This window comes from Williamsia sp. D3 (assembly GCF_000506245.1).
In the GTDB taxonomy this organism is placed as follows: domain Bacteria; phylum Actinomycetota; class Actinomycetes; order Mycobacteriales; family Mycobacteriaceae; genus Williamsia; species Williamsia muralis.
In genome coordinates, this window is record NZ_AYTE01000014.1 from 114,658 (window position 1) to 141,362 (window position 26,705).

Sequence of the window (26,705 nt, forward strand, 5' to 3'; positions counted from 1 at the left end):
GCAGTGAGCAGACGTGGGTAACCCGGCCTCAGGCTCCTATTTCGGCACCCAGGCGGTAGCCTTCGGCGATGGCATGACTCAGACGGCGAGGCGTGACCGAGTCACCGATGATGCTGACCGACGGTCCGGCCTCGAGTCCCAGCGTCGACACCGGTACCCGCGGTTGATGCCACACCGTGAGGACGTCGTCGAACTCGATGTCGGCGCCTCCGAAGACCGGTCGCAGGCGCAACGCCCCCGACGCCTTGTCAGGAACCAACAGGGTGTGCCCCACCTTGAACTCGGTCCCCGACGTCCCGAGACGGCGCAGTAATGGTCCCGCGCTCTCGGCCGGCACGCGTGAGGCCAGTCCGGTCAGCGGGGTCGCAAAGGTGACGTGCCATCCCTGCCGCACGAGCGCCTCCGCCGCGCTGTAGGCGGGCCAGAATCCATCCCCCTCGTCGAAGACGACCGCTCGGCGACTCATCACATCGGGAAGTCGCCCCAACAGCACGTCGTCCACTGTCGCCGCTGGTCGCCCGTGCAGACCGACTGGCAGGTCTGCGGGCCGGGATCCAGTGGCCACGACGATGTGGTCTGCCACCTCGAGGAGGTCTTCCACATCGTCGACTTCGATACCGGCAGAGAGATTCACATCAACCTTCAGCCGGCGGAGCTCTCGCTGGAGGTAGTCGATGACATCCCCAAGAGCTGCCCGGTGGGGCGCTGCCGCGGCGACGCGGACGGCACCTCCCAGAACCGTGCGCTGCTCGAAGACGGTGACGTGATGACCGCGACCGGCGGCGACACGCGCCAGCTCGAGTCCACCAGGGCCCCCGCCGATCACGTAGACCTCTTTCGGCTTCTGTACCTTCACACCGATCTGCGGGTGGCGACCGCGACCGATCTCTGCGTTGACCGCGCAGTGGAGGTGGGGATCGAACGCCCTGCAGTCTTGGTTGATCCCCAGGCATCCCCGGATCTCGTCCAGCCTGCCGCTCTCCGACTTGATCGGTAGATCGGGGTCGGCGATGAGTGCACGTGCCATCCCCACCATGTCGACGTGGCCGGACTTGATGGCGTGATCCGCGGTGGCCGCGTCCCGAATACGTTGTCCGACAAGGGTCGCAACTCCGGTCGCCGCGCGCACCCTCGATGCAGACGGAATGGCCACCGCGTCCTCGTTTGCCGAGTCCTTCACATACTTCCCGCGGGTGCCATGAGTGATGCTGAAGTAGTCGATCCCGAGGTCGGTCAGGTCCTCTGCGATGCGCACGCAATCATCGATGTTCATCCCGCCGGGTATTTCTTCTTCACCGCTGAGACGAACGCCGACAACAAAACCCGTTGGGACCACCGAGCGCATTGCCTCGATCACCAGCCTGGAGAAGCGCATTCGATTCGCGAAAGAGCCACCGAAACTGTCGGTGCGTTTGTTGGTCAGTGGCGACATGAACTGAGCCGGCAGGTACCCGTGCGCCGCATGCAGTTCGACTCCGTCAGCGCCCGCCTTCACCACGTTCTGCGTGGAGATCCGCCAGCCTTCGATGATGTCGTCGATCTCGGCAAACGTGAGCTCGTGGGGTGGGTAGGCGTCGCGAGCGGTCTTGATCGATGAAGGCGCCGACGGTGGCGCGTCTGATTCTCCGCCGATGAACTCCCGACCGAGGTGACACAGTTGAACCACGAAGCGGGCGCCGTGCCGATGGATCACCCTCGCCTTCGCCGCCGTGGCGGGCACATAGTCGTCGATGTATGCCTCGATCAGCTTGCGCGAACGCAGGGTGGTCGTGGAATGCACCACGGTGGCCCCGCCGACGATCAGACCGACACCGCCTGCTGCCAACCGCTCGAAATGCTCGGTGTCGCCGTGAGTGGGGACACCCCGCTCGGCCATGCTCGTTCCGGCCGGCAGCGCCACCAGCCGGTTCTTCACGGTCATTTCGCCGAGCTCAATCGGGGAGAACAGATGAGGGAACTCAGGTGACATCGGACCTCTTCTTTCAATCAAATTGGCTGACATGCTCATTCGGGTGCAACGAGTACTCGCGTCACCGGTTCGGACCGCAGCGTTGCCTCTACACGCCGCCGTAAGCGCTGCTCCGGCACGGTCAGTCGTACCGTCTCCTGGGAGACGTAGTCGGCCCAGTGGTTGAACGTGCAGTACTCGACGTACGTGTCGGAGAGGTCGGCCGCTTGCATGATCCTGCATCTCAGCGCTCCTAGCCGCAGCCGTGAGCGCCGCACTTCGTCGAAGTCCTGCAGGAAGGCCGAAACTCTGTTTGCCGTAACGAAGTAGGTGGTTTCGATCGTCACCGGCCGGTCGCCGTAACCGTCGGTCGGTGGATCGGACCACGTCACGTCAGCCGGATCCGGGGCGATGGCTTCACTGGGGAAGATCCCGTTCCGCAGGACGCCGACCGCGGCCACGACCATGAGCACCGTTGCGGTGGAAACGGCCGGGACCAGACCGACGGCATCGGCGAGCACACCCCAGATGATTGCTCCGACAGCCTGACTGCCCTGGAACATCAGCATGATGAACGCGATGATGCGCGCCTTGATCCAGGGCGGGACCACACGGTGGGCCGCGATCATCCAAGTGCTCTGGACACCCACCCAGGAGGCGCCGACGACCACCATCAGCACCAGCATCACGTCGAGGCGGGTCACAAACGCCATACCTGCGAGAACGACCGCGTAAGCGCCCGAGCCCATTGCGACAAATCGGTTCCAACTCATCCGAGCCCGCAGGGGCATCAGCGCAACCGTGCCCGCCACAGCCCCGATACCGATGGCTCCGGACATCACCCCGAACTCGAACGTGCTGGTGTGGAGGCGATCATGTGCGACGAGCGGCAACAGCGCCCACAGGCAGCTGGCCGGCACTCCAAAGATGGTCAGCCGCAGGAGTAATCGCCGCGTCCACCGGGAGTGACGAATGAAGCGCAGGCCGCCAGACACTGCCTTGCCGATAGGGCTGGGTGCCGCACCGGCACCGGCCGCGGCCGGCACCTGCCAGGCCGCTATCAAGGCGCAGCCTGCGAACAGGACACCAACCGAAGCGAATGCCCACGTGGAGCCGAGACCGGCGAGGATCGCTCCACCGATCAGCGGGCCGATCGCCCGCGCCCCGTTGAACACGGCGCCGTCGATCGCGGGAACGACCGTCATCATGTCTCGACTGACGACGTGCGGTAGCAGCGCCTGCCAGACGATGGCGACGATCGCCAGCCCCGTCCCGGCAACGAAGACACTGCCCATCAGCACGCCGACGCCGACATTGCCGAGTACATCGAGGACGACCAGGGCAGCGGAAGCGATGAGCAGCACCACGGAGGTCGACACGAGGAGCCGACGATGGCTCGTGTACTCGGCTATTGCCCCGATCGGCAGCGCGAAGAGGAAGAACGGGATGCTGATCGCGAACTGAACGGCCGAGACCGTGGTCGCGGACTCCCCTGCTTCGGCGAGGATCCATTGGGCCGCGAGTACAAGGATCCATACCCCTACGCTGGCGCCGAGCTCCACGAGCAGCAGCAGGCGCAGGCGCCGAACGCGAAGAGGTGCGAAGAACCCCATCTGCGTCGCACCGGTCATTGTTCGCCTCCTCACTAAAACTGAACTTAGTTCAGCAAACGTGACCGCGGGTAAGAATTGCAAGATATCCTGAACTGAAGTCATGTCATTTGGCCGTTGGTAGCCGGAACAGGAGACCCCTCGATGCCGTCGCACAACCGTCTGCTGTGCCTGAGCTCCAGACCAGAAGGACCTCTACAGACCGGTGACCTGGTGATCACCGACGCACCACTGCCCGATTTGGCCGCCGGCGAGGTCCTGATTCGCAACACTTGGCTCTCGATCGACCCGTCGATCCGAATTAGGCTTGGATCGCCGACCCCGAACGGATACCTCCCGCCCTTCGAACCCGGCGAACCCCTGGTCGGGCTGGCTCTGGGTGTGGTCGAAAGATCTGAGAACAGCGGCTTTGCGCCCGGGGACATCGTGTCGCACATGTATGGATACCGCGATTACGCAGTCATCGGCACCGACGGAAGCACCATCGGCGGCTACGGGGGTCTGACTTCTCTCGACCCTGAAGACCTACCATTGCAGTGGTTTCTAGGGCCGTTGGGCAGTTCGGGACTGACGGCGTACGCCGGACTCATCGCGGTCGCCGACCTACAGCCGGGCGACACAGTGTGGGTGTCGGCCGCGGCGGGAGCCGTCGGCAGCATTGCGGCGCAACTCGCCAAACAGCGTGGCGCGGTGGTGATCGGATCTGCCGGCAGCAGTGAGAAGGCGAACTACTTGGAACGAACACTCGGGCTCGACGCCGCGTTCGACTATCACGCGGGTCCGATCACCGAACTCGTAGAGCGAGCGGCGCCCGGAGGGATCGACGTCTACTTCGACAGTGTCGGATCCGATCACCTCGCCGCAGCACTCGACAACATGCGTCCCGGGGGCCGGGTCGCCATGTGTGGCGCATTGGCCGACTACGACAACACCACGCCGTCGCCCGGACCATCGAACCTCTTCCAACTCGTCTCGAAAGGTATTCGGATCGAGGGATTTCGTGCGGGCTCGTTCAATCACCTCGCGGCCGACATGCGATCAGAGATCGCCGGCTACCTGCGCCATGGCCGAATGAAGTACAGCGAATTGGTTTTTCATGGCCTCGAGGAAGCGCCATCGGCGCTCATCGCAATGCTGCGCGGCGACAACACCGGCAAGACCCTGTGTCGGCTCGGTGAGTGAACGGCGTGAGGGCCGCGCTCAGCCGAATGCAACCTCTGGAGTTCGCGCGATGAGCAACCGGCGGACCTTGCCGGCCGCATCGAGCTGAGCGGTTGCGTTGAACGACGCCTCGAAATCGCCGTTGCGGGTGGTGCGCCCCAGGACGAGTTCGACATCAGAAACCACAGCGCCGCTGTCGATGTGATGTACCAGCGTGCTCTTTTCACGCTGGGCGAGATACGCGATGAGTCCGTCGCGATCTCCGACGAACTCCGCAGACTGACCGCCGCCCTTGGAGAACTGCACCGACATCATGAAGTCGTCGGTGATCATCGTCAGCACGCGGTCGGGGTCATCGGAGTCCATGTACTCGAACCAGCGAGCCAGCACGGGTGTCGGGATCGACGCGCTCACGAGGATGCTCCTTCAGCAGTGGCAACGTCGGACAGCAGCCCGAACTCGGGGTCGAACGACACCTGGTAGCGGTCTATGCCGCCGTTGGCGTCGACATGCATCACGCCGACGAAGTAGCCGGTTGTGGTGGTGTCGTTTTCCGTCACCGCGCCGTGCGCGAAGAGCACATCTTCGTCTGCGGCCACGCGAAGCAGCTTGTGTTTGCGGTTGACCTTCGGCCGGTTTCGCAGATAGTCGAGCATGGCCTCACGCCCGGAGCCGCGATTTGTCCCCGAAGGCAACACCATGGCGAACCGAACGTCTTCGGACAGCAGCGAGACCGCTTCCTCGAGCGCCCCGCTGTCCACCGCGGCGTAGTAGTCCTCGATCAAAATGCTCATGAAATGAACTTAGTTCAGTAAAACCCTTCTTGTCGAGACCTTCCCGGGTTAGTCTCAGGTCACCAAACTGAACTCAACTCGACTGGACCGACATGACTTACCAACCTCGTCGACCGCCGCAGATCCCTGGCCCCGCTCGGAACCGCCGGCTCTGACGCCCGGCGCAGAACAGCGGGAACTGCGTTCGGCCGTGCGCGGCCTGTTGACCAAACACAGCGATGTCGCTTCGACCCGCGATATCGCCGAGACCGAGCCCGGCTTCTCCCGGGACCTGTGGGGACGACTGGTGGACGAGATGTCGGTCGCAGCCCTTGCCGTACCGGAGTCGAACGGCGGATTAGGCTATGGGACTGTCGAATTGGGCATCATTCTCGAAGAATGTGGCCGCGCCCTCATATCTGAGCCGGTGTTGTCATCGGCCATCGTGGGAACCCAGGCACTGTTGCTCGGCGCCGCAGACGGCGCCGTTGCCCCACTTCTTGCCCAAGTCGTGGACGACGGACTCGTCGTCGCCGTGAGCACGCTTGATCCCGTGCACGACGGGGTGCGTGCCGAGAAGACCGACGGCCAGTGGTCGCTGGTGGGCCGCGCAACGCATGTTGTCGCCGGCAATGCGGCGGACGTGGTCGTCGTGTCGGCCGAAGCCCCTGACGGGCGTCGAATCTTCGCCGCCGGCGCGAGACCACGTCTCGGATCGACCGTAAGGTCATCGACCCCACCCGGCGGCAGACCGACATCGTCTTCGAAGGCGTCTCGGCCCTTCCGCTGATCGGTACCGCGGACGTCGAGACCTTCCGCACCCGGATCGCTGACCTCACAACACTTGCACTGGCTTGCGAGAACACCGGGATGACCGATCGGTTGCTCGAATTGACCCTCGACCACGTTGCGACGCGAGAACAGTTCGGTCGCCCGATCGGCTCCTTCCAGGCCATCAAACACCGACTAGCAGACCTGCTCATGACGCTGGAAAGCGCCAGATCGGCCTCGCGCTACGCCGCGGCGGTGTACGCCGACGATCCGGACGATGCACGGTTGGCCGTCGCAGTAGCCGGTGCGGTGTGTACCGACGCTGCCATCGAGGCCGCGAGCGAGGCCATCCAGCTCCACGGCGGCGTCGGTTTCACGTGGGAGCATCCCGTCCACTCCTACTTCCGGCGAGCGCTGGGAAACGAGGCGCTGCAAGGTGATTCGCGCTCACATCGCGCGCGCATAGCGGAGTTGATCGGCATCTGATCGTCGACAGGCCCGCTCAATCGGGTTTCCGTGGCCAAGGCTATTGACGCTGTCGCGTCTAGCGAGTAAAACTGAAGTGAATCCAGTTCAATTTGAAGTCAAACGAAAGGTACAAGATGGTTGACACCGACCACATCCTGTTGGAGAAAGACGGAGACGTCGCCCGTGTGTGGCTGAACCGACCGCACAAGAAGAACGCGGTGACTCCTGAGCTGCTGTACCGGCTCGACGAGATCATCGCCGAGGTCGACGCCGATCCGAACCTGAAGGTCCTCGTTCTTCGCGGGGTGAACAACACCTTCTGCTCGGGATTCGACCTGGACATCCTGCTGTCCGACTACGTCGGCAGCACCAACGCGATGGACGTCGCGGTCCTCTCGGCCAAGGTCTGCGACCGCCTGTACTCGATGAACACCCCGTCGGTCGCAGTGCTCGAGGGCTACGTCACCGCGGGCGGCTTCGAACTCATGATCTCGTGCGACTTCGCGATCTCCGCGGACGATGCCAAGATCGGCGACTTCCACATCCGACGCGCACTGTTCGGTGGTGCCGGTCCGATCTACCGTCTGCCCCGCATGATCGGCATCCGCAAGACCAAGGAACTGATGCTCACGGGCAAGCTCCTCTCCGGCATCGAGGCGGCCGACTTCGACCTCATCAACGCCTCGGCCCCGGCCGACAAACTCGACCAGACGGTCGAAGAGTTCATCGCCCAGCTCACCGACAAGAGCCCCTTCATGATGAAGCTCACGAAGATGACCATCGACCGCGGCCTGGACGCCGATATCCAGTCCCTCATGGTCATGGAGCATTTGGCGGTCGGCAACGCGCTGCAGTCCGAGGACGGCCGTGAAGGTGTCACCGCATTCCTCGAAAAGCGCGAGCCGAAATGGGTCGGCCGCTGATCGGCTGACAATCACCACCACTTCGGAGAGGACAGGAAATGGGCGAGACGCGAAACGCGGTGCTCGACGGCAGCAAGTGCACCGCCTGTGGGACAGTGGCATTCCCGGTCAACGACATGTGCAGCCGATGTGCCACGCGAACCACGACCGCAGTGGAGCTGAGCACGCACGGCAGAGTCTGGGCGTACACGATTCAGCGCTTCCCGCCCAAATCCCCACCCTATATCCCACCCGCCGAGGGCTTTTCGCCCTTCGCGGTGGGATATGTGGAACTCCCCGAGGGAATCAAGATCCAAGCAATCCTCGATTGTGACGACTTCACGGAACTGGACCGCGCACCGGTGAGCCTGGTTTCCACCTCACCGGTGCCCCGGTTCGTCGTCGGCACCACGCCACCGTCTGGAGCCCGCCAGTGACGCAGACTGTTTCGATCATCGGTGCCGGGCTGTCACAGTTCGGTCGGCAGCCGGGCATCACCGGCCGCCAGATGGCGGTCACCGCGATCGGTAACGCCCTGGACGACGCCGGGCTCACGTGGCCCGATGTCCAGGTGGCCTTCGGCGGCAGCGACGGGTCGGGCTTGGCCGATACGCTCGTCGCTGAGCTGGGCTTCACCGGCATCCCGTTCACCAATGTGAAGAACGGTTGCGCCACCGGCGGTAGCGCACTGTTCTCCGCGGTCAACGCGGTCCGCGCCGGAGCTGCGGATATCGCTCTCGCCGTGGGATTCGACAAACATCCGCGCGGCGCCTTCGACCCCAAGCCGGCCGAATGGGGCCTGCCAGACGGATACGGTGAAGCCGGTCTCATGGTGACAACCCAATTCTTCGGGTCGAAGATTCTTCGATACATGCACCAGCACAACATTTCCCGGGACACCCTGGCCCGGGTGGCCGCAAAAGCCTATCGCAACGGTGCGCTCAACCCGAACGCCTGGCGGCGCGAAGCAATGAGCGTGGAAGCGATCGCGACAGCAGACATGGTCAACGATCCCCTCACCCGCTACATGTTCTGTTCGCCCGGCGAGGGCGGCGCTGCGGTGATCGTCGCCAGCGATGCGGCCGTGCGCAGGTTGGGCGGTCGTCCCGTTCAGCTCCGCGCGATCTCCCACCGCACCAGACGTTTTGGCTCCTTCGAGGTCTTCAGCCCGGCAGTCCAGGGTGACGGTGAGCCCACCAGCGTCAGCGCCGACGCCGCGCACGCCGCCTTCGAGCAAGCCGGTATCGGGCCGTCCGACATCGACGTCGCGCAGCTGCAAGACACCGAGAGCGGCGCGGAGATCATGCACATGGCCGAGTGCGGCTTCTGCGAACCTGGTGAGCAAGAGAGTTTGATCGCCGCCGGTGCCACCGAGATCCAAGGCCGCATACCGGTCAACACCGATGGCGGGTGCATCGCCAACGGTGAGCCCATCGGTGCATCAGGGCTTCGGCAGGTCCACGAGATCGTCACCCAGCTACGCAGGGAAGCCGGCGCGCGCCAAGTATTCGGTACTCCGAAGGCCGGCTTCACCCATGTCTACGGTGCCCCCGGGATCAGCGCATGCACGGTGTTGACGGTATGAGCGCGCAGCAGACTCTCCCTGACCTCGGTCAGTTCACCGAGCAGGCCAAGGCATGGCTGCACAGCGTCGCCGCACCTCGCACCGAGGCCCCTTGGGGCGTGGGCGATGATTCGGTCGCGGTCTTCGAGAGCTGGACCGCGGCCGAGGAGAAGGCTCACACCGATCAGATTTCACAGTACGAACGGGCCAAGTTCGACGCCGGCTGGGGCGCACTGTCATCCCCGACCGAATATGGCGGCCACAACCTACCGCTCTCGTACACGCTGGCGTTTCGCCGCGCCGAAGAGGGCTTCGACGTCCCCAAACGCACTGAGATGTTCTCGGTGACACAGCAACTCGTGGCTCCCACCATCGCTCAGTGGGGAACGCCTCACCAGCGAGACCAGTACGTCCGAGCTATGTTGCGCACCGATCTGATCGCCTGCCAGCTGTTCTCCGAGACCGAGGCCGGCTCAGATCTCGCCGCCGTCCGAACCCGCGCCGTCGAGTCGGACGGCACCTGGACCATCGACGGCCACAAGGTCTGGACCTCCGGCGCGGCAGTCGCCGACATCGGAGTCGCAGTGTGTCGAACCGATCCAGACGTCCCGAAACACCACGGCCTCACGGTCTTTCTCATTCCGATGAACTCCCCCGGTGTCACGGTGCGCCCGATCCGCCAGATGACCGGTGGCGCCTCGTTCAACGAGGTCTACCTCGAAGGGGTGCAACTCGACGACACCCACCGGCTCGGCCCGGTGGGCAAAGGCTGGCAGGTGGCCCTCACCGTCTTGGCCGCAGAGCGCCTCGACGGCGGAAACCTCGGACTCGCCAACGCCGACCAGGCCGTCGAGTTGGCCCGCAACCTGGGCCGCCAGCTCAGTGACCTGGAAAAGGACCGTGTCGCCGATCTCGTGACCCGCAGCTACGTGCAGCGCATCAGCAACATGAGGGTCGCGGGAGCCGTGGTCGCAGGTGAGGATCCAGGGCCCGAGGCGTCGCTGGGCAAATTGCTGGCCACCGACACCATGGCCCGTACCTCCGAGGTCGTCCGTCTGCTGCTCAGCCGTGACCTGACGTCCGACTCCGGGGCATGGGGCACGTACGCATGGTCCGAGCACGTTCTCGGCGCTCCCGGATACAGGATCGCCGGTGGCACAGACGAAATCCAGCACAACATCATCGCCGAGCGTGTACTCGGCCTACCCCGGGAGCCACGCCCATGACCGCGCCGACCTCACCGTCCCTTCGAGATCGCGTCGCCGAGAGACTCATGACCGACTGCGGTCTGGTCATGACGGGGTTCGAGACCTTGCCCGGCGGCCACTCTGGATTGACGTACCGGGTGTCGACCGATGGTGGCGACGTCGTGATCAAGGCAGTCCCGGAAGGCCAGCGCTCGATCGGCCGACACGACATGTTGCGACAGGCCACCATCCTGCAGGCGCTGGTGGACACAGACGTCCCGGTTCCGCGCGTCGTGGCCGTCGACCGCACCGAACCGGCATGGTTTGCCATGGAGTTCGTTGCGGGCGAGTCGCTCGAGCCGGTGCTCGACGATCCCGAGGTCGAGCCGGCACTTGCGGCGAGCCGGATGCGAAGGGCCGCCGAGATCCTGCCGCGGCTGCACCACATCGACGTCACCGTGATCGAAGGCATCAACGAGCCGTTGACCCCCGCCGCCGAACTCGAGCGATGGGCGCGCACCCTGGCCGCAGTGCCGCCCGAACTGGTGGTCGGCGGGGACGCGCTCCTGGAGCTGCTGAAGAGCGGCGTACCCGGACCGATCAAACCCGCACTGGTACACGGGGACTACCGACTGGGCAACATCCTGTCGCAGGGGACCGAACCGGTGGCGCTGATCGATTGGGAGATCTGGAGTGCGGGCGACCCCCGAGTGGAACTGGGTTGGTTCTTTGTCTTCGCCGACGGGAGCAACTTTCCAGGCGTCGGCCGTGAGGTCTCCGGACTGCCCTCGACCGACGAGCTCATCGAGCTCTACACCGATGGCGGCCGACCGCTACCCGAACTCACATGGTTCGACGCCCTCGGACGCCTCAAGATGGCGGCCATCATGGGACACAATCTGCGGCGGCACCGTGAGGGTCGGCATCACGACCCTGATCAGGAGAAGCTGCCGGCCACCATCAACCGCCTGATCGACACCGGCACCGCACTACTCATTCGCTGACCTTCAACCCACAGGAGTTTCACCGTGGATTTCTCCTATTCGCCTCGCACCGAGGAACTGCTCGTCACGCTGGAGAGCTTCATGGACCAGTACGTGTACCCCGCCGAAAAGGTGTACGACGCGCAGATTGCCGCAAACGACAACCCCCACGAGCAACCGCAGGTCATGCGGGATCTACAGGCGAAGGCGCGTGAACTCGGCTTGTGGAATCTGTTCATGACACACGACGGCCTCGGCGCCGGTCTCACAAATCTCGAGTACGCCCCCCTGGCGGAGGTCGTCGGCCGCTCGATCATCGGTAACGAGGCGATCAATTGCTCGGCGCCCGATACCGGGAACATGGAGATCCTCGCCATGTTCGGTACCGATGCGCAGAAGGAGCAGTGGCTCAAACCCCTGCTGGACTGCAGCATTCGATCAGCTTTTGCGATGACCGAGCCCGATGTCGCCAGCTCCGATGCCACGAACATCACGTCGACCATCCTGCGTGATGGCGATGAGTACGTGCTCAACGGCCGGAAGTGGTACACGTCCGGTGTCCTCGATCCGGATTGCAAACTGATCATCTTCATGGGCAAGTCCGATCCCGTCGGGCCGACGTATCGGCAGCAGAGCATGATCCTGGTCCCCGCCGATGCCCCCGGCGTCGAGGTGCTGCGTGACCTCCCGATGTTCGGATTCAAAGACCGTCTGGGACACGGCGAAGTTCAGTTCACCGACGTCCGGGTGCCTGCGGCGAACATGCTCGGAGGCGAGGGCGACGGGTTCGCCATCGCGCAGGGACGCCTTGGGCCGGGCCGGATGCACTACGCCATGCGCGCGATCGGTATGGCCGAACGTGCCCTCGAGATGATGTGCCGCCGGTCGCTGCAGCGCGTCGCTTTCGGCGGACCGCTGTCGAACCAGGGAGTCGTTCGCGAGTGGATTGCCCGCAGCCGCATAGAGATCGATCAGATCCGGCTCCTGGTTCTCAAGTCGTCCTGGCTGATGGACACCAAGGGCAACGCCTCGGCACGCTCCGAAGTCGCTGCCATCAAGGTCGCAGCCATGGAGGTCGCCCACAACGTGGTCAACCGCGCCGTGCAGACCTACGGCGCCGCTGGGGTGAGCGACGATACGATCCTCGCCCGGTTGCATGCCATCACGCGTGCCCTGCAGATCGCTGACGGCCCCAACGAGGTGCACCTGCGCACCATCGCCCGCCTCGAGGTGAAGAAATACAAATGAGCACACCATATTTGGGCGGCAAGATCGCTTTGGTGACCGGAGCCAGCCGCGGCCTCGGACTGGCCATCGCCCGCGGCCTGCGCGACGCGGGAGCCACGGTCATCGTCTCCAGCCGCAAACTCGAGGCATGTGAGGCCGCCGTCGCGAGCCTCGGCGACTCGGGACCCGGAAGCGCCCACCCGTTCGCGCTCCACGTCGGACAGTGGGACTCGATCGAACCCGCCGTGGACCAGATCATCGCCGAGTACGGCAGTCTCGACATCGTCGTGAACAACGCCGGCATCGCCCCACTCGCCGAGAATCTAGTGTCGGTGACGGAGTCGCTGTGGGACAAGACGATCGAGGTCAACCTCAAGGGACCGTTCCGGCTCATGGCCGTGGCCGGGGCGAGGATGGTCGACAACGGAGGCGGATCGATCATCAACATCTCGAGCATCGGTGCTGTGCGTCCGAGCCCTCCGGAGGCCATGTATGCGGCCGCCAAGAACGGACTCAACGCCCTCACGATGGCGTTCGCACAAGAGTACGGCCCGACAGTGCGGGTCAACTGCATCATGCCCGGCGGATTCGCCACCGACATGGCGGAGAATTGGGACGATGAGTTCATCGGCAAGATCATCGACCGGCTCCCGGCGGGGCGCCTCGGGTATCCCCATGAGATCGCCGGCCTCGTGACGCATCTCGCGGGTGACGCTGCGGGCTACACCACCGGCGCCGTGATCCCGGTCGACGGCGGCCGGACCGCGGTCTACTGAAACGACGGGAACAATGACAGCAAACACCTTTTTCCCCGCTGCGACACCCGGTGAACTGTTCGACCTGAGCGGTCGCACGGCAATTGTGACCGGCGCTTCGTCAGGTCTCGGGCTGGGATTCGCTCGTACTCTCGCGGCTGCGGGCGCGACCGTGTATGCCGCCGCGCGACGGCTCGATCGACTCGAAGAGCTGGCCGCGGCGGACCATCGCATCGTCCCGTTCCGGTGCGATGTCACGGTCGACGCCGAGCGGCGGGCACTGGTCGATCGCGCTCATCGCGACTCAGGCCACCTCCACATCCTGGTCAACAACGCAGGGCGTCCCGGACCGCCGAACGCGGAGGACGAAACCGTCGACGGGTTCAACTCGATCCTCGAACTCAACCTGGTCGCAGGATTCCATCTCGCCACCTACGCCGCCACACAGATGGCCGAGGGTGACCGCGCTTCGTTCATCAACATCTCCTCGGTCATCGGCCTGGTGTCCACCGCACCGATCGGTGGGGCGAGTTACGCGGCCTCCAAAGCCGGGACCCTTGGTGTGACACGGGAACTCGCCGGGCAGTGGGGTCGCCGAGGCATCCGGGTCAACGCCGTGGTCCCTGGTTGGTTCGACACCGAGATGACAGACGGACTCTTCGAGAACGAGAAGTCGGCCGGCTGGGTTCGCCGCAACACGATGCTCGGACGCGGCGGAACCGACGGAGAGATCGATGGCGCGATACTCTTCCTCGCGTCGGACGCCTCGTCCTACATGACCGGTCAGGCCCTGGTCGTCGACGGCGGATGGACCGCTCGCTGATGTTGGCTGTTCAACTCATGGCGTGGGGCCAATCCCCGGAGCTCAGAGAGGTTCCTACCCCCGAACCCACCGGGGAGGAACTGCTCCTCGAGGTGGGCGCCGTCGGACTGTGCCGTTCCGACCTGCATGTGATGGACGCGCCGACCGACCGGTTCGACTATCCCCTTCCGTTGACGCTCGGCCACGAAGTCGCGGGCACGGTGATCGCGGCCGGACCTGCCGCGGACTCCACCTGGGTCGGGCAGTCGGTTGTGGTCCAGGGGATCTGGGCGTGTCAGCGTTGCCGTAACTGCATACGAGGCCGCGAGAACTACTGCCTGGAACTGGCGCCACGACACGACGGAAAGCTTGCACCGATCGGCAGCGGTCTCGGTCATCCCGGCGGACTCGCCGAGTTCATGGTGGTGCCCTCTGCCGGCGTGCTGGTGCCCATCGGCTCGCTCGATCACTCCGAAGCAGCACCCCTTGCCGACGCCGGATTGACCGCTTACCACGCGATAAGGAGCAATTCCGATCTCATCGACGAGCACACCGTCGCCGTGGTGATCGGCATCGGCGGGCTCGGCCATCTGGCCCTGCAATTCCTCCGCGAGGAAGGGGTGACCCAGATCGTCGCAGTCGACACCCGCCCCGAATCACAAGCGTTGGCAACGACGTTGGGGGCGCACACGGCGCACCCGACCCTGGATGCCGCCTCGGACGCGATCACCGGACTCGGCGGCGCGGACGTGGTGTTCGACTTCGCCGGGGCCCCGACCACCGTGGAACCGGCGACTCGACTGCTGGCGCCCGGTGGCCGGGTTGTCATGGTGGGCAGCGGAGGCGGCCGGGTCACGGTCGGCAAAGACGTCGGCCTGGTCAACGGGTGGCAGGTGCGCGCCCCCTTCTGGGGTAGCAAGTCCGACCTCGCTGCCGTCGTGGACCTCGCCGCCAGAGGTCGCCTACACGCAGAGACATCAACCTACCCATTGAGTGAGGCCCCTGACGTGTATCAGCTGTTACGAGCCGGCTCGGTCGCCGGGCGCGCAGTGATCATCCCGTCGGCCGCCTCATACCAACGCCTCGACAGAAAGACAGCGCAGTGAAGCTACTCGCACAGGAAATGCTCGCCAGGGCTGCGTCGACTCCGGAATCCATCGCAGTCGTCGACGAGTTGGGCAGCCACACCATAGGCAAGATCGTCGGTGCCGCCCAGGATCTTGCGGATCGGCTCGAGGCCATCGACCCGGGCGCTCCGACCGCTCTGATCCAGGCCGACAACACCTGGCACACCGTGGCAGCGGCGCTGGCAGTCGGCCTGCGTGGTGGTGTGGTCGCCGTCTTCAGTCCGCACGCCACCGAGTCCGAGTTCGAGCTGGCGATAGAAGACATCGATCCCGATCTGGTTGTTGCCGAACCACAGTCGTTGACTCACTGGGCCGTATCGCACACCGCCTTTCCGGTGCTCGACGACGCCTTCGACACCCGACATATCCGATCACGCGAAACCTTCCGAGACGTCGAACGGTGGCGCGGCGGTACGGCGATCGCGATGACCTCGGGGTCAACCGGACGCCCCAAATGTGTTGTGCAGTCCGAAGAAGCAATCCGCTATGCATCACAGAGCACGATCGACACTGTCGGCCTGCAGGCCGGGGAATCGATCGGCGCATTCGTGCCTCTGTCGTCGGTGGCCGCGTTCTGCTTCGGCATGTATCTGCCCGCCTACCTCGGCGGAACCATGGTCGCGGTCAGCAAGTGGTCGCCCGCTGTCGCGCTCGAGGTGATGGCCCGCGAACGCGTGGCTTGGACGATGCTCGTGCCGACGATGGCGCTGCAGCTCTCCGTGGTCGAGAGCGCCGCGGGTGCACTGTCCTCGATGCGCGCGATGACGGTAGGCGGCGGGCCGATGAACGAGCGAGCTTTGCTGCAGGCGGAAACACACCTGGGTACCACCTTTCTGCGGGTGTTCGGAATGTCGGAGTGCCTCGGGCACACCACCCCTGAACTCGACGACCCGCCGGCGATCCGCCTTGGCCGCGACGGCCGCCCCTTCCCCGGGACCATCGTGCGGGCAGTTGATGCGACCGGGGTTCCGGTGGCGCCAGGCGAGATCGGCGACGCCCAGGTCAAGGGACCTTCACTGTTCGTCGGCTACGCCCGCGGCGGCATCCCGACACCGCCCGAACTGACGGCAGACGGTTTTCTGCCCACCGGGGACCTCGTCGAGGTAGCCGAGGACGGTTCGATCCGGGTGATGGGCCGGCAGAAGCAGATCATCATCCGCGGGGGCCGCAACATCGACATCAACGAGCTCGAAGCGGCGATCGCGTCCATTCCGCAGGTGGTCCAGGTCTGCGTGGTGCCCGTTCCAGATGACCTGCTCGGCGAGAGGGCCGCAGCGCTGGTGGTCACCGGTGGCCCACAGTTGACCCTCGAGGAAGTCACCGACCAATTGGCCCGGTCCGACTTCCCCAAGTTCAAATGGCCTGAATACCTGTTCACGGTCGAGGATCTGCCGCAGAATCGGGTGGGCAAGCTGTCGCGGCCCGACGCGGTCGGACTGGCCTCCAAACTGGTCGCACAAGCCGACCCGAGTTCAAGTCAACTGCGGTAACGTGAACAAACACATTCCTGACAACGTCCCGGGGGTCCACGATGACGGTTGATGCCACTGTGCGACGCGAGAGCCCGCGGTCCAAACGCAGCCGCATCCTCGCGGTTGCGATCGACCAGTTCGGCAAGGTCGGTTACGAGCACACCAAGTGGGCGTCCATCGCCGACGTCGTCGGCATCGGGCAGACGGCGCTATACCACTACTTCGAGTCGAAGGCGCATTGCCTGCTCACGATCATGCGCCTCGAGCTGGCTGATTCGGTCGAGCGTTTCGACGCGGCCACCGCGTCCGAATCCGACCCCGAGGCTGCGCTGAGGGCTGCGATCACGGCAGCATTGGAAGCATCCCCGACCGACGCCTTACAGCGTCGAATCCTGCAGAATCACATGGACTTACTCGCGACGCCGCGGCAGTCGGAGAAGGAAGAAGCCGAGCGGATCCGGTGCCGCGAACTCGTTCACGAGATCGAGGTGAAGTGGACTGCGCTGATCGCGTCGGGCATCAAGAGCGGGGCGTTCATCGATGAAGACCCTCGCATGCTCGGGCGACTCGTTCTGCCGCTGATCATCAGCGTGTGGCGCTGGTACCGACCCGAGGGCAAACTCACCCTCGAACAGATCAACACGACGGTCACCGATGCCGCACTGAGGATCGTGCGGCCCTGATACTCACGCAAGCCCGTCGGCTCTTGGGGCGGCCATCAAAAATGAACAGAATTCAGTTAGGAGCAATCGTGTACAACCTGATCGTCCTGGGAACGCGCCCAAGTGCCTGGTCTCATGAACAGTTCATTGACTGGTGGCGCGGCGAGCATGCCGAACCAACTTACAAGTTGCCCGGGCTGCTGCGTTGGCAACACACGGACCTGCAGGAGACCTTCGACGACAAGTCGGCAGGCTGGGATGGACTGTCGGTCTTGAGCTTTGAATCCCCCGAGGCACTCAAAGCCGCACTGGCAAGTCCGGAATGGAAAGCGGCTGTGGCGAACGTCGGCGACATGGGCGGCCGAAGGATGATCTGGTATGGCGAAGAGAAGACCCTGGTTCCCCTCGTCGCCACGTCGTGACCCCTGCGCCGTGGTCCGAGCCCGGCTGCTTCCCCGTGGCCGATGGCATCCATCGAATCCCACTGCAGATGCCCGGAGACGGCCTGCGGGCGATCAATGTCTATGCGCTGGAGACGAACAGTGGCCTTGCCCTCATCGACGGCGGTTGGCATCGCGAGGACACCTACGACGAACTGACGCGGGCGCTCTCGGCAATCGGGCGCGCCCCGGACGACATCCACGACATCTACGTGACGCACGTGCACCGTGATCACTACACGTTTGCCGTCGAACTGCGACGCAGGCACGGATGCCGAGTCCATCTGGGGAGCGGCGAAATGGTCGGCATCGAGGCAATCGCCCGACTCGGAACGAACGTCCCGGAGAGTTCACTGCGCGAATTGAATCGTGCAGGGGCACGTCGGATCGCCGAACGGGCGTACAACGACTCCGTCGATGAGCCATTCGCGGCCGCGGACTGGGAACCGCCCGACACCTGGCTGACCGAAGGACCGCTGCTCCTGGCCGGCCACTCGTTGACTGCGGTTCACACTCCCGGACACACCATGGGGCACATGGTGTTCCACGATACGGATCGCGGCGTCAGCTACACCGGCGACCATGTGTTGCCGACGATCACCCCGTCCATCGGCTTCGAGCTCGGCGAGTGGGACCTACCCCTCGCCAAGTACATCCGGTCACTCGAGTTGATGCTCGACAATCATGACCACATCATGTTGCCGTCCCACGGGAACACCGGATCGGGTGTGCACGCGCGGGTGCATGAACTCCTCGCGCACCACGAGCGACGGTTCGCGGCCACCATCAACGCTGTCGAGAGCCTGAACAGGCCAACGGGACTCGCGGTCGCACAGGCACTCACCTGGACTCGCCGCGAGCGACCGTTCGACACCCTCGACAACTTCAACCAGATGGTCGCCACGTGCGAAACCATGGCACACCTCGATGTACTCGCCGAGCGCGGCAGGCTGAACGTCGAACACCGAGAAGGAGTGGATGTCTTCACCGTGCGGTGACGGCACGCAATCCATCCACCCTGCTGCCGGCCCGATCTTCCTCACAGGCGCAGTCAGGCGGCGGTCCAGCCACCGTCGACATTCAGCTCGCTACCGGTGATGAACGTGGCGTCGTCGCCGGCCAGGAAGGCGACCGCTGCCGCGACCTCGGTCGCCCGCCCGAGCCGGCCCATCGGTGTATTGGCGAGCATCGCGCGATGACGTTCGGTGCCCTCATACCGATCGAGCAACTGCTGGGTCTCGATGAACCCCGGATGGATCGAATTGACGCGCACACCTTTGGTCGCCCAGTACAGAGCGGCGTTCTTCGTCATGGTCCTGACCGCTCCCTTGGCTGCGGCATAGGCAAAGCTGTTCCCCATCCCACCAACTGTGCCCAGGATCGAGCAGATGTTGACTATCGAGCCACCACCGGACTGCTCGACCAATGCTCCCGCGTGCTTCATCCCGAGCCACGTACCGGTCTGACTGACCTCGATGACCCTGTTGTACCGGTCCAGACTCTCATCGACAACAGATTCGAGGCTTCCGATGGCACCGTTGTTGACAACCGCATCGAGTCGCGAAAAGCGTTCAGATACTTGATCTACAGCGTAGATCCACTGCTGCTCGGACGCGATGTCGAGGCCGAGCGCCTGATGGTTCTGTGGAGAATCCAGCCCTGCGACCAGCTTCTCGCAACCGTCGAGCGCAAGATCGGTCACCACCAGGGTCGCGCCCTCGGAGGCGAGTCGGCGCACGATCTCGACGCCGATCCCTCCAGTTGCTCCGGTGACCAACACGACCTTGCCCTGCAAACGCGTTCTGCCATCAGTCATTTACTCTTCGCCTTCTGTGTCGGCTCAGAGCTTGCTGAGCACGTTGCGGCCACCGATCAGCATGGCAATTGCCACACCGCCGGTCGTCACCGCCGTCATGAGTAGAGCCATGGCTGCGACCAGCGGGTAGGTGCCGTTCTGCCACATGTCGAACAAGAGCGTTCCCATCACCTGCGTCGTGGAAGCACGGACCAGCAGCGATGCAGCGAACTCGTGGGTGAGCAGGATGAACATCAGCGCAACCGCACTGAGGATCGTAGGACGCATGAGCGGCAGCATGATTCGCATGTTCGTCACGAAGGGTGAGGCACCACTGGTTGCCGATGCTTCGGTGTAGGTGTTGCCCAGTGCCAGCATCGCTGTCATCTGCATGCGGGTCGCGAACGGAAGCATCAGCACGATGTACACCAGGATGATGACCGTCCGGGTGCCGTACAGGATGAACGGCGGCTCGGTGTAGGTCAGCAGGAATCCGACGCCGAAGATCACTGCCGGAATGCCCAGCGGCAGGGCGGTCATCAGGTCGCCGATCAGCGCCAGGATCTTGAATCGCCGGCCTCGGACCAAGAGGTTGGCCATCAGATAGCCGATGGGAACCACGATCACGACCGCACCGAGCGACGTGACAACGCTGGTGATGACGGACTCGACGATGGCATCGGTACGCAGCAGCTCTCGGAAATTGTCGAGGGTGAACAGGCTCCAGGACAGCGATCCGGACCAGTAGGGGGTCAGCGAGACGATGATCAGCCCTACGAGCGGGATCACCAGCGCGAACAGAGCGAACAGCGAGATGGTGACCGTTGCCCATGTTCCCTTTCCCGTGGGCGGCGCGAAGGCTTTGCCGCCGTGGGTGACGAAGCGGGTCTGGTTGCCCAGCATCAACTTTTGGGCCAGGACCAGAGCGATACCGAAGATGACCAGCGGTGAGCCGGCGGCCGCGGCTGCGGCAAAGTCCGACGGCGACTCCGACACACGTCGGTACATCTCCGTGGTGAGCACCTTGACTCCGCTGTTCTGGCCGAGCAGCAACGGCCCGGTGAACTGACCGAGCCCCAGCAGGAAAGCGATGCCGCCGCCGTAGATGAGAGACGGCCGGAGCAGTGGCAGTACCACCTTGAAGAACACACCGAATGTTGACGACCCGCTCACCTGGGCGGCCTCCAGATGCTCGGAGCTGATGTTCTGCATACCCGAGCTGACGAACAGATAGACAAACGAGGTCAGCCCGAATCCGGTGAGGATGATGATCCACGGCACGGTGTACACGTCGATCGGCCCGGTGTCGGACCCGCTCCACCAGGGCAACTTTCGCAGGAGAACGTTCAGGTATCCCGGTCCCGGAGAGAGCAGGAACGCCCAGCCGACGATGTTGGCGACGGCCGGCATGACGATGGGGAGAATCGGAATGATGCGCAGGAAGCCCAGTTTCGCCGGTAGCCTACTCGCAGCGAAGGCGAGCAGGGTTCCGAGCACCATCGCGATCACGAGGGATCCGAGTGCCAGTGCGATCGTCGTCCAGATCGTCTCGGCTATGTCGAAGCGACCGTAGGTGGTGCGGTAACCCTGGCCACCGTTCTCGAATGCCAAGAGTTGCAGCCGGATCATCGGCAGGAGCACCAGATATGCGAGTATCGCCAACAGTGCGCCGTACCAGATCCTTCCGCGCCACTGTGCGGGAATGACCGACCGTGATGACGGGCGTGGCCGCGGAGACGGCGGCGATTGGGGTTCGGCTGTGAGTGTGGCCATCAGACCGTCTCCTTGGCTCGGCTGGTCGCCAAGTCCGCTGCCGCCGCGCGATCTGCCTCGTCACCGGCGAACACCCGAAGGCTCGACGGTGAGAAGCTCACGACCATCGGCGCACCTGGCTTGCTGCGGCGAAGGGCGGCGCTGTGTTCGGAGGCATTGGCACGCAGCGTCAGCTCCTCGCTTCCGCTCTTGACGGTGACATCGAAGTGGCGTCCGCCGTACTCATACGTCACCAATTCGGCGTGCAGCGCAACGTTTCCGGCGGGCACCTCGGCCATCGACTGGTGTAGGTGCAGATCGTCCGCCCGGAAGCGGGCGACTGCCGATGTCCCTTCGTCGGCAACGCCGCGGACCACGGAATGGCGCAGATCGATCGAGTCGCCTCCCGAGGTGATCCACCCGTCGTGGCCGCGTCGCAATTCCAGGCGGTTCCCCATTCCGATGAATGCCGCCACATATTCCGAAACCGGGTTCTCGAAGACGTGCTCCGGAGCATCGTACTGCTCGATCTTTCCGGACTTCATGATTGCGAGCCGGTCGCGAGTGCAAACGCCTCGGCCTGATCGTGCGTGACGAAAACCGCGGTGAAGCCCAGGTTTTGGTGCAACTGGTGAATCTGCGAACGGACCTGGTCGCGCAACCTCGCATCGAGATTGCTCAGTGGCTCGTCGAAGAGGATGAGGTCGGGCTGAGAGACGAGGCCACGGGCAACTGCGACGCGCTGTTGCTGCCCGCCACTGAGCTGTGACGGGTACCGGTCGAGCAGTTGGCCGCAGTCGACCATGTCGGCCGCTGCCTCGACGGCGCCGTCGGCCATTGCCTGCTTCATCTTTCGCACCTTGAGCGGATACTGGATGTTCTTCCGCACCGTCATGTGCGGCCAGAGCGCGTAGGACTGAAAGACCATTCCGATGTTCCGCTTGTGCGCGGGCACATTGAGATGTTCCTTGCCGTCGAACACGGTCCGGTCCTTGAATGCGATCGTGCCGTCCTGGGGGGTCTCGAGTCCAGCCAGACACCGCAGGGTCGTCGTCTTGCCACAGCCACTGGGACCGAGTAAGACCAGGAACTCGCCCTCCTCGATCGTCAGGTCGAGTTGGTCGACGACCGTGTTCGATCCGTAGGTCTTGGTCAGACCGGAAACTCTAAATTCTGAGGTCATCTCATACCTTCTGCGTTGATTTCTTCGGAGTGCGGACACCGGCGGCGGTGCCACCATCCACGAGCATGTCGGTGCCGGTGACGTAACTGCTGTCGTCTCCGGCCAGGAACGCGATGACCTTCGCGACTTCGGCAGGAGTGCCGCGGCGTTGCATCGGGATGCTTTTCACGTAAGCCTCCACGTCGTCGGCCGCCAAGCCCGCCGAGACGTGATCGCGGTGTCGATACTGCCCGGGCATACTGCGTTGACCCGGATCCCGCGGTCTGCGAGTTCGAGCGCTGCCACCTTGGTCAGGGCGCGGACACCGAATTTCGACGCACCGTAGGCCCCGAGTTCGGCGGTCGCGAGTACGCCGCGCAGCGATGCGAGGTTGATGATGGAGCCGCCTTGCGACATCGCCGAGGCGGCTGCCTTGATCCCCAGGAATGTGCCGATCAAGTTGAGATCGATCATCACGCGAAACTGGTCAAGCGAGGTTTCTGCCAGCGGGGCCTTCATTGCCGCGCCGGCGCTGTTGACCAGGACATCAAGGGGCGCCTGACGCGATATCTCGGCAGTCGCTGTAGCCCAATCGATTTCTGAGGTCACGTCGAGATGGAGGTAGTGGGCGTCGGCGCCCAATTCGTCGGCCAGATCCCGGCCCGCCGCGTCGTCGACGTCGGACAGCCAGACGGTTGCCCCTCGCCGCGCGAACTCCCGGGCACACGCACCCCCGATCCCTTTCGACGCGCCGGTGATCAACACGTTGGTCCCGCGGAACTGTGGTGACGAGCTGTTCATGGCGTCCTTTCGACTCGGAATCGGGGGTTCGTGCGGTGTTGGGTCAGCTCTGGAAGAGCTTTTGCCATTCTTCGGAGTATTGCTCGACCTTCTCGGGTGTCAGCTCGGCAATGTCTGGCGACGCGATGTCCTGCGCTCTGGCCACCGCGCCAGGGATGTCCGGCAGCGCAGCGGCGTAGCCCGGGTTCAGCGCTGTCTGACCCTCCGTGGTGACCATGAAGTCGGCGAGTACCTGCGCAGCGTTCGGATGGGGTGCGACGCCGACGACCTGGCTGTACCAGGGTGTGCCCCAAGGGGTCGGGGGAAGCTTCCAGTTGACGGGTGCGCCGGCCTCGACTTCGGTGACCAGTGGTTGCACCGACGGAGAGACCACGACTTCGCCTGAAGTCAACGCCTGCGCCACACCGAGCGCGCTGGGGTACACACGAGGCTCAAGTGCAGCGAGCTGCTCCCAGTAGTCTTCGCCGTAGGTCTTGGCGTAGTAGCGATAAAGGTCGACGTACGAAGCGATCCCGGTCGGATTGACGATGCCGATCTTTCCCTTGTATGCCGGGTTCAAGATGTCCTGCGGTGTATTGAGCCCTCCGGGTACCGCGCCTGTGTTCCAGCCGAGGGCGAACACGGCTGCGCTGGTGAGGAAGAACCGGTCGTTGATGACACTCTTGTCCGGTTCGTATGCCGGCGCGTCCAGTGCGGGGCCGACGAGATCGGCCGAGTACGAGCCCGAGTCGGCCGCGTTCTGAATCCACGCGGCGTCGGTGAGCATGTGTACGTCGCGATGCCCTTTCCGGTCTTGTTCTCGGTCTCGATTCGCGGATTGATCTCCGCGTCGGTACCGCGAACGAAATCCATTGCTATGTCCGGGTATTTCGAATTGAACGCCGCTTTGAGCGCCTCGAGGTTCGCCGGCTTCTGGCTGGAGTACAGCATCACGCTGCCCTCCTTGTTGGCGGCCGCGACGACGTCGTCCCAGCTACCCTCCACGGGACCGGAGGAAGACGAGCTACCCCCGCACGCGGCCAGACCGAACGTGGACGCTGCTATGGCAACTGCCGCAATCGCTTTCGAGATGGGTCTCATTGTTAACAATGCTTTCTCTTCCGGACCTCTCGAGCGAGGTTCCCACTGATGGAGGTCGAGCAGTCGAACTGGTTGTCAGCCGATGTGATTCAGCGTCTTCGCGAGTACCTCCGGAATGGAGATCATCGCCATGTGGCCCGACTCGAGGTACAAGGTCTGTCCTCCCACCAGAGCCGCCGACCTGGCTTGAAGCTCTGGGGTGTAGCAGGCGTCCCGGGACAGCCGGATGTAAGTTCGTGGCACGTCTACTTTCAGACCAGAGAGGTCAACCGGCTCGGAGAGCAATGCGGCCGCATCGTCCACCAGTTGGGCAAGCGTCCACTCCGTCTGCTCCTCGGTCATGTCGTTGCACAGCATCCCCGGCACAGCTGCCGGGTTCTGCTGGTACAGGCCCCCATCGATGGATTGCTGAACCGCCTCGCGCACACCGGGATCGATGCCGTCGATCACACGCGTCCCGTCGGCGGGCACCACCGCCGACAAGAAGACGACATGCCTGATCCTGTCGGCCAACTGCGCGAGGACTCGCGGGACGGAGACGCCGGCGAACGAGTGTGCGACGACGGTGATGTCCTCCAGGTCGGCGTTGCGGACGTCGTCGATGATCGCTGCCGCGCAGTCGTCGAGGGTCACCGCGCGGAGATCCTGGTCGGCGCGTGTGCCACGACCGGGTAGATCAACGGCGACAACGCGCCCCGCAAGCAGTGGGGCGAGGCGGTCCCAGCACGTCGCGCTCATACCTGCGCCGTGCACCAAGAGGAAGGACATTACTTGCCTTTCACCAAACTGAACTGATGTCAGTTTGAACTTAAACTGCTTGCGCTGTGATGTCAATCACCGGCGAGATTTTATTTGAACTGAATACACTTCAGTTTCTGCGGTCGTCTGACCAGCACGTACTCGGCTGGGTCACTGATCCCGGTGACGCCAGCACGGTCTCACCAGCCGCAAGCCCGAACACGAGTGCCGTGGCCAGACCACCCGCGTAAGCGCGGTTCCACAGACCCCCCGTATCCGAACCGGCTGCGAGCAGCCCACCGACAGGTGTGCCGCTCGGGTCGAGCACACGAGCCCGGGCGTCGATATTCACCCCGTAGAAAGGGAACGTGATCGCCGGTGCCGCCTCGATCAGGTAGTACGGCGGTTCGTCGAGAGGCAGTGCGTGGTGCGATCTGCCGGGGATCAGAGGGTCTTGGTTCCTGGCTCGGTTATTGAAGTCGGCGATCTGCTCGGCGATGGCCAGACCGTCGTAACCCCACTCGTCGGGCAGGTACTCGAATTCCGACAGGTCCTCGGCCACACCCACACGACCACCACGCTTGCTCGCCAAGGTGAACTTGTCGACGGCCACGGCGCCCTCCACGTACGAGGCCACCATCCACTCCCGGTGGACCCGGGCATCGGCAACGAGCAGACCACGGCCGCCCGGTTGTTCCAGCAGGGCCATCGTCGTGAGGTGGTCGCCCAGGGTCTCGTCGACGAAACGGTGGCCGGCAGTGTTGAACAACAGAGCGTGTTCGCTGTAATACAACGACAGGTCAACGAAGTCGCCGGAGTCTCTGAACTCGACACCGGCCGGGATCAGATGTCCGTAGAACCCCGCGCCGTCGGCACCCGTTGCGGCGCCGATCTGCTGCGCCAGACGCAGGCCGGCGCCAACACTGTTGGGGTTTGATCTCAGCGGCATACTGCCGGCCTCCGGGTGGACATACCTTGCCAGGAGGTCTTTGCTGCCCTGGAACCCACCGGTGGCCAGCAGCGTGTTCTTCGTCCGAATGTCCGCTGCGCCGCCTGGACCGCGCACTCGTATGCCCACGACCTGGCCCCCCTCGGTCAGCAGCTCCTCGGTCTCGGTGCGCAGCAACAGTTTCCCCCTGTTCTCGAGCACAAGCCGTTTACACGTGTCGAGGTAGTGATTGGTGTCGAACTTGTGCCCCTGACCGAAACCGAGAATCGGTTGCGCTGGACCGACCGTCACGCCGACGGAGCGGATCCAGTCGACGCCCCCGGCGAATCCGTCGACGAGTGCTTCACGCAAAGCCGGATCGCCATGCGGATTGTGTCGCGCCATGACCTCTCGGTCGGGCGCGGTCCAGGCGTAACCGGCAAACCTGGCCGATCCACCGACGTCGTCACCGACTTCAACGACAGTCACCGACTTTCCCGCGAGGGCGACTCTGGCCGCCGCGGTCAGCCCTGCCATCCCCGCGCCGATCACCAGCAGGTCACAAGAGGTCCCTGGCATCGATCAAAGTCCTTCCGG

The 26,705-nt window shown here is 64.1% G+C and carries 24 protein-coding genes and 3 pseudogenes; 16 read left to right on the top strand and 11 right to left on the bottom strand.

Going from position 1 to position 26,705, the window contains the following annotated elements:
- Nucleotides 1-28 precede the first annotated feature (28 nt).
- Together W823_RS39460 and W823_RS39465 are read right to left on the bottom strand one after the other, a co-directional pair.
- The gene (locus W823_RS39460) at nt 29-1,969 is read right to left on the bottom strand and encodes an FAD-dependent oxidoreductase (protein ID WP_023956808.1); all 1,941 of its coding nucleotides are present in this window, start codon (nt 1,967-1,969) and stop codon (nt 29-31) included.
- A 35-nt stretch (nt 1,970-2,004) separates the two neighbouring features.
- Entirely contained in the window at nt 2,005-3,579 is a 1,575-nt protein-coding gene (locus tag W823_RS39465) for an MFS transporter (RefSeq protein ID WP_023956810.1), read from the bottom strand.
- A 123-nt stretch (nt 3,580-3,702) separates the two neighbouring features.
- Between W823_RS39465 and W823_RS39470 the strand changes: the two genes are divergently transcribed.
- Nucleotides 3,703-4,740: an NADP-dependent oxidoreductase gene (locus W823_RS39470; protein WP_023956812.1), complete on the top strand. Its 1,038-nt coding sequence runs from the start codon at nt 3,703-3,705 to the stop codon at nt 4,738-4,740.
- Nucleotides 4,741-4,758: 18 nt separating this feature from the next.
- On the opposite strand, the gene W823_RS39475 is transcribed toward W823_RS39470, so the two are convergent.
- Together W823_RS39475 and W823_RS39480 are read right to left on the bottom strand one after the other, a co-directional pair.
- Nucleotides 4,759-5,085 (bottom strand): hypothetical protein, encoded by a 327-nt coding sequence (locus tag W823_RS39475; RefSeq protein ID WP_235189491.1) that lies wholly within the window; start codon nt 5,083-5,085, stop codon nt 4,759-4,761.
- Nucleotides 5,086-5,129: 44 nt separating this feature from the next.
- Nucleotides 5,130-5,513: a nuclear transport factor 2 family protein gene (locus tag W823_RS39480; RefSeq protein WP_023956816.1), complete on the bottom strand. Its 384-nt coding sequence runs from the start codon at nt 5,511-5,513 to the stop codon at nt 5,130-5,132.
- Nucleotides 5,514-5,703: 190 nt separating this feature from the next.
- Here W823_RS39480 and W823_RS58745 point away from each other — a divergent pair, with 190 nt between their 5' ends.
- From W823_RS58745 to W823_RS39550, 15 genes are all read left to right on the top strand, one after another.
- A complete protein-coding gene (locus W823_RS58745; protein ID WP_235189476.1) occupies nt 5,704-6,282 on the top strand; it encodes an acyl-CoA dehydrogenase family protein in 579 nt (192 codons plus the stop codon).
- Nucleotides 6,283-6,362: 80 nt separating this feature from the next.
- Complete coding sequence (locus W823_RS58750) at nt 6,363-6,749, top strand: acyl-CoA dehydrogenase family protein (RefSeq protein WP_235189478.1); 387 nt, start codon at nt 6,363-6,365, stop codon at nt 6,747-6,749.
- A 116-nt stretch (nt 6,750-6,865) separates the two neighbouring features.
- Nucleotides 6,866-7,654 carry an enoyl-CoA hydratase/isomerase family protein gene (locus tag W823_RS39490; RefSeq protein WP_023956818.1) on the top strand — a complete coding sequence of 263 codons (789 nt, stop codon included), beginning with the start codon at nt 6,866-6,868 and terminating at the stop codon, nt 7,652-7,654.
- 38 nt (nt 7,655-7,692) lie between these two features.
- The gene (locus tag W823_RS39495; RefSeq protein WP_023956820.1) at nt 7,693-8,070 is read left to right on the top strand and encodes a Zn-ribbon domain-containing OB-fold protein; all 378 of its coding nucleotides are present in this window, start codon (nt 7,693-7,695) and stop codon (nt 8,068-8,070) included.
- Nucleotides 8,067-9,218: a thiolase family protein gene (locus W823_RS39500; protein WP_023956822.1), complete on the top strand. Its 1,152-nt coding sequence runs from the start codon at nt 8,067-8,069 to the stop codon at nt 9,216-9,218. The genes W823_RS39495 and W823_RS39500 overlap by 4 nt, the downstream gene beginning before the upstream one ends.
- A complete protein-coding gene (locus W823_RS39505; RefSeq protein ID WP_023956824.1) occupies nt 9,215-10,423 on the top strand; it encodes an acyl-CoA dehydrogenase family protein in 1,209 nt (402 codons plus the stop codon). The genes W823_RS39500 and W823_RS39505 overlap by 4 nt, the downstream gene beginning before the upstream one ends.
- Complete coding sequence (locus tag W823_RS39510) at nt 10,420-11,388, top strand: phosphotransferase family protein (RefSeq protein WP_031331894.1); 969 nt, start codon at nt 10,420-10,422, stop codon at nt 11,386-11,388. The genes W823_RS39505 and W823_RS39510 overlap by 4 nt, the downstream gene beginning before the upstream one ends.
- A gap of 24 nt (nt 11,389-11,412) precedes the next feature.
- On the top strand, nt 11,413-12,615 hold the full coding sequence (locus W823_RS39515) for an acyl-CoA dehydrogenase family protein (RefSeq protein WP_023956828.1): 1,203 nt from the start codon (nt 11,413-11,415) through the stop codon (nt 12,613-12,615).
- Nucleotides 12,612-13,370, top strand: coding sequence for an SDR family NAD(P)-dependent oxidoreductase (locus tag W823_RS39520; RefSeq protein WP_023956830.1), 759 nt, complete (start codon nt 12,612-12,614; stop codon nt 13,368-13,370). Before W823_RS39515 ends, W823_RS39520 begins: the two co-directional genes overlap by 4 nt.
- 13 nt (nt 13,371-13,383) lie before the next feature.
- Entirely contained in the window at nt 13,384-14,172 is a 789-nt protein-coding gene (locus W823_RS39525; protein ID WP_023956832.1) for an SDR family NAD(P)-dependent oxidoreductase, read from the top strand.
- Nucleotides 14,172-15,257 (top strand): NAD(P)-dependent alcohol dehydrogenase, encoded by a 1,086-nt coding sequence (locus W823_RS39530; protein ID WP_081729706.1) that lies wholly within the window; start codon nt 14,172-14,174, stop codon nt 15,255-15,257. Before W823_RS39525 ends, W823_RS39530 begins: the two co-directional genes overlap by 1 nt.
- Nucleotides 15,258-15,274: 17 nt before the next feature.
- Nucleotides 15,275-16,768, top strand: coding sequence for a class I adenylate-forming enzyme family protein (locus W823_RS39535; RefSeq protein ID WP_031331897.1), 1,494 nt, complete (start codon nt 15,275-15,277; stop codon nt 16,766-16,768).
- Between the two features lie 41 nt (nt 16,769-16,809).
- Complete coding sequence (locus W823_RS39540) at nt 16,810-17,433, top strand: TetR/AcrR family transcriptional regulator (RefSeq protein WP_023956838.1); 624 nt, start codon at nt 16,810-16,812, stop codon at nt 17,431-17,433.
- 68 nt (nt 17,434-17,501) lie between these two features.
- Nucleotides 17,502-17,834, top strand: a complete 333-nt coding sequence (locus tag W823_RS39545; RefSeq protein ID WP_023956840.1) for an EthD domain-containing protein — start codon at nt 17,502-17,504, stop codon at nt 17,832-17,834.
- A 68-nt stretch (nt 17,835-17,902) separates the two neighbouring features.
- Nucleotides 17,903-18,850, top strand: a complete 948-nt coding sequence (locus tag W823_RS39550; RefSeq protein WP_051406460.1) for an MBL fold metallo-hydrolase — start codon at nt 17,903-17,905, stop codon at nt 18,848-18,850.
- 53 nt (nt 18,851-18,903) lie between these two features.
- Here the strand turns inward: W823_RS39550 and W823_RS39555 are convergent, their stop codons facing one another.
- From W823_RS39555 to W823_RS39585, 7 genes and pseudogenes are all read right to left on the bottom strand, one after another.
- Nucleotides 18,904-19,668: an SDR family NAD(P)-dependent oxidoreductase gene (locus W823_RS39555; RefSeq protein WP_023956845.1), complete on the bottom strand. Its 765-nt coding sequence runs from the start codon at nt 19,666-19,668 to the stop codon at nt 18,904-18,906.
- Nucleotides 19,669-19,692: 24 nt separating this feature from the next.
- Nucleotides 19,693-21,420, bottom strand: a complete 1,728-nt coding sequence (locus W823_RS39560) for an iron ABC transporter permease (protein WP_023956847.1) — start codon at nt 21,418-21,420, stop codon at nt 19,693-19,695.
- Nucleotides 21,420-22,582: pseudogene (locus W823_RS39565) on the bottom strand (ABC transporter ATP-binding protein). The gene W823_RS39560 and the pseudogene W823_RS39565 overlap by 1 nt, the downstream one beginning before the upstream one ends.
- Before the next feature lies 1 nt (nt 22,583).
- A pseudogene (locus tag W823_RS39570) lies at nt 22,584-23,362 on the bottom strand (SDR family NAD(P)-dependent oxidoreductase).
- Nucleotides 23,363-23,405: 43 nt separating this feature from the next.
- A pseudogene (locus W823_RS39575) lies at nt 23,406-24,442 on the bottom strand (ABC transporter substrate-binding protein).
- Between the two features lie 75 nt (nt 24,443-24,517).
- Entirely contained in the window at nt 24,518-25,210 is a 693-nt protein-coding gene (locus W823_RS39580; protein ID WP_023956853.1) for an alpha/beta fold hydrolase, read from the bottom strand.
- Between the two features lie 100 nt (nt 25,211-25,310).
- Nucleotides 25,311-26,687 (bottom strand): FAD-binding protein, encoded by a 1,377-nt coding sequence (locus W823_RS39585; protein WP_023956855.1) that lies wholly within the window; start codon nt 26,685-26,687, stop codon nt 25,311-25,313.
- Between the last annotated feature and the right edge of the window lie 18 nt (nt 26,688-26,705).